5 protein-coding genes are annotated in these 3,870 nt (G+C 33.0%); 1 reads left to right on the top strand and 4 read right to left on the bottom strand.

The genetic code is table 11. From position 1 onward, the window contains the following. Together Q0075_RS03665 and Q0075_RS03660 are read right to left on the bottom strand one after the other, a co-directional pair. Window positions 1-638: cbb3-type cytochrome c oxidase subunit I (locus Q0075_RS03665; RefSeq protein WP_297868333.1), on the bottom strand; the 638-nt coding region annotated here is incomplete at its 3' end. Between the two features lie 17 nt (window positions 639-655). Beyond that, window positions 656-1,087 carry a cytochrome c gene (locus Q0075_RS03660; RefSeq protein ID WP_194097423.1) on the bottom strand — a complete coding sequence of 144 codons (432 nt, stop codon included), beginning with the start codon at window positions 1,085-1,087 and terminating at the stop codon, window positions 656-658. A 154-nt stretch (window positions 1,088-1,241) separates the two neighbouring features. Between Q0075_RS03660 and ric the strand changes: the two genes are divergently transcribed. Beyond that, on the top strand, window positions 1,242-1,964 hold the full coding sequence (ric, locus tag Q0075_RS03655; protein ID WP_026726071.1) for an iron-sulfur cluster repair di-iron protein: 723 nt from the start codon (window positions 1,242-1,244) through the stop codon (window positions 1,962-1,964). Window positions 1,965-2,084: 120 nt separating this feature from the next. Here ric and Q0075_RS03650 read toward each other — a convergent pair whose 3' ends face one another. Continuing rightward, window positions 2,085-3,362: an alginate export family protein gene (locus tag Q0075_RS03650; RefSeq protein WP_297868332.1), complete on the bottom strand. Its 1,278-nt coding sequence runs from the start codon at window positions 3,360-3,362 to the stop codon at window positions 2,085-2,087. Window positions 3,363-3,390: 28 nt separating this feature from the next. Beyond that, on the bottom strand, window positions 3,391-3,870 hold a 480-nt coding region (locus Q0075_RS03645), incomplete at its 5' end, for an SCO family protein (protein ID WP_297868331.1).

Raw genomic sequence — 3,870 nt, 5'->3', positions numbered from 1 at the left:
TCAACACCAGTAAGTTTGATTAATAAGTATGATAAAATACCTCCCATGATTAGTTCCCATACACCTTCAACCCATAAATGCACTACCCACCAACGGAAGAATGAATCCGTAACTTGGCTATCGAACCAAATCATACCCGGTAAGTATAATAAAGCAGCAAAAACCAATCCCATTGTTAAAACTAATGAAGTTGTTGTTCGTCTTTCTGCTTTGAATAAAGTGGTGAGGATTAATCCTAAGAACAATAATACGTTTACCACTACTAAAAAGTCTAATTCTCTTGGAATTTCAAGGAATTTTCGTCCTTCCCAAATATTAAAGTGATATCCAACGATTGCTAAAACGCCAACAACAGCTAAGGAAATCAACTGAACATAAGCCAATTTTACATTGACTAATTCTCTTTGTGCTTCTTCAGGAATGATATAATAAGCGGCTCCCATGAAACCGGTTAATAACCAAACGACTAATAAATTCGTATGAACAGCTCTTGCTGTGTTGAACGGAATAAAATCGTGAAGACCATCCATTCCAATTCGGGCAAAGCCCATAATAAAACCATAGATAATTTGTAATGCAAATAATAACATGCATAATCCAAAGAACCAATACGCTACTTTTTGTGATTTATATTTCATATCTTCTAAATTTTGGATTATTCTTCTTTAGCTAAAGGGGAAACCACTCGATCAAAACCATTCAAATCAATGTTTCCAATCCATTTGAAGTAAGCAATCATGGCTTCGGCATCGGCATCGTTCATTTCGTATTTTACCATTTTTCTGCCTTTTGGCCCCCAAGGAACTGGCGATTGTAAAACGGCTTTGACGTAACCTTCTCCTCTTCTTTCGATTACTTTGGTAAGTTCTGGAGCATAGTAGCCTCCTTCCCCAAGTATGGTATGACAACCCATACAATTATTCGATTCCCAAATTTCCTTTCCTCGAATAACTTTTGCATCAATCTTATCATGATAAGTTTGATCATTTTTAGGCATGAACGAGTAAATGGTTAATCCAATAAAGACTAAAAAGGTTACTACGGTTCCACCTAAAAAAAATGCTCGTGCTTGTGATTTTGATAACATATTTTAGATATTAGTTAGAATTTATTAAGGATGTTTTTATCCTTTAATTAAATACAAAATAACTGCCAAAAAAAAACTTTAAATATGATTAAAATCATATAATCAAAATTAAATTAAGGATAAATTTGTCTTTTATTAAATTAAATATAAAAATATGGTTATAGATTCAAACAAAACAGTGGGAAACATAGTAGCAGATGATTACAGAACTGCGGGTGTTTTCAGTCAGTTAGGTATCGATTTTTGTTGTAAAGGAAACCGAACAATCGATGAAGTATGTGCAAAAAAAGGCATTGATAAATATGCGCTTTTAGACGAATTAGAACGTGTTACGGCAAACAACAACAATCAAGGAATCGATTTTAAATCTTGGGAATTGGATTTGTTGATTGATTATATTGAAAAAAAACACCATCGTTATGTGGAAGAAAAAATTCCACAATTGCTATCGTTTTTACTTAAATTGGAACAAGTACATGGCGCTCAACATCCAGAACTTTTTGAGATTAAAAAATTATTCAAGAGAAGTGCGGATGAATTAACGCAACACATGAAAAAAGAAGAGTTAATTCTGTTTCCTTTTATCAAAAAAATGGTAGAGGCTAGTCGAAATAATACACCAATCAACAATCCCGGATTTGGTTCTGTTGCCAATCCTATTGCGATGATGATGGAAGAACATGAAAATGAAGGCGAACGATTTGAAAAAATTGTAGAATTATCAAACAACTACACTCCACCAGCAGATGCTTGTAACACGTACAAAGTCACTTATCAAATGTTACAAGAATTTGAAGCGGATTTACATGCGCACATTCATTTAGAAAATAATATTTTGTTTCCAAGTGCCATTGTTTTACAAGATAAGTTTTATTAGTTAATTAGGTTTTTAAACGGAGTCGTTTTGGTAAACAGAGCGACTCTTTTTAAAGTAAAAGGACTGCTAAAATATATTAGCAGTCCTTTTTTAATTAAATATAACCCATTTATAATTAATCTATTTTTTGTAGGTAAACAATTGTGGATTAAATGAAACCATTACCCATGCCCAATTGTTACCATTTGAATTGTTTCCACCTTTTAAAATTTCCATAGTATCGCTGGCAAACATTTTTGAAACACCTCCAGAAATTACAAAGTTTTTATCCATTTTATAAGTAGCTGTTAAATCGATTTCTGTACCTAAATAATTATCTTGTTCTTCTAAAGTAGCCATGTTGTAAACAGAAGCAGCGCTATAAAATAAATGAGGTGATAATGTTACTTGCCATTTATTCTTGTCGTAAATGAATTTGGTATAAAAATCTTGTAATCCTACTGAATTCTTATGATTCCCAACATAGAAATAATCCATCAAACCATTGAATCCGTGATTGGTTCCAAATAAGGGTATGAATGATTTTATTTTGGTATCCGTATTATTTTGATCTTTACCCGATAAATACTCGAAACCTAATTCGGCTTTGAAAGGATTGGTGAATTTATATCCTAAATTAAATCCTGCATAATACGCACCAACATCTACTTTATCATTTGTTACAGCAGCTTCACCTGTTTGAGCATACAAATCAAAATCACCATAAAATTTAGAAGCATCCCATTTACCATAAGTTCCGATGGTTTGCAAATAGGCAACTTGGAATTTATTTTCGGTTAAATTTTCATATTGATAGCCATTATTCAGTGCTAAGAAACTCAAACTTAGTTTTGAAAATTTTTGGTTGAACCAAATAAACTGCATGTTTTTATAGTTCGTTACATAAGCCGATTCGTATAAAGCTTCGTTGTTGTTATTTAACGCTGCCCCGAAATCTAATTGATAGTTATTTTTCTTATTGGTAATCAAAACCGCATCGTGACTTTGACCTTGTTGTAACCAGTCGATTCCGCCCATGATTCTTTGATTGTCATACGAAAGTACTTGTCGACCGAATTTAGCTGTCCAATTCGTATTGAAATCATACGAAATCCAAGATTCGAATAACGCTACTCCGTTTTTATCCGATGGAGAAGTGGTTGCCACATCACCCCAAACTCTAACGTTTTGAAACGATACATTAGCTTTGAACTTTTCTTGTTTGTAGAAGAAATTCATTCTTGAGCGTTGGGAAACAAATGAAGTAGGATAAAAATCGTCTTTCATTAATTCTTTAAAACCATTTCGGTATTCAAATCGAGGTCGTATTTGTAGGTTAACTTCTAACTCTTGAGCAAAAGAACCTACCGTTGAAATTGCAAAAGCAACTACAACTAGCATTTTATTTTGAAGTTTCATGTTGTATTGGATTTATATTGGGAAGCCTCTACTCTATTTTAGCCGCTTCTTCTTTGATTTTTGAAACCGTTTTATCGTAACTAACTCCTAAGCCTTCTTGTTGGAATGCCAACTCGCCTTCCGCATTAAATACACTGATAATATTGGAATGTGAGAAATCTATCGGAGATATTTTTTTATAATTTACGGCTAGAACTGCTGCGAACTCTCTGGTATTTTCTTCATTTGAACGCAAGAAAACCCATTGATTTCCTGTCATTTTATTTTCGATAGAGAAATCTTTTAATCTTTTTGGAGTATCAACCGTTGGATCAATACTTACTAAAACCAATTGGACTTTGTCTTTGTATTCTTCTGGGATTTTAGCTTCAATATTTCGCATATCAGCAACTAATCTTGGACAAGCTGATTTACAAGAAGTATAAATCATCACCATAACAAGAACTTTTCCTCTTAATTCTTTTAGTTCAATATCTTTTCCGTCTTGATTGGTCCATTTTTCAGGCAA

This window comes from uncultured Flavobacterium sp. (assembly GCF_937967675.1).
In the GTDB taxonomy this organism is placed as follows: Bacteria; Bacteroidota; Bacteroidia; order Flavobacteriales; family Flavobacteriaceae; genus Flavobacterium.
Note: the sequence above shows the minus strand (reverse complement) of the source record. Positions and strands in the feature narration are given on the sequence as shown.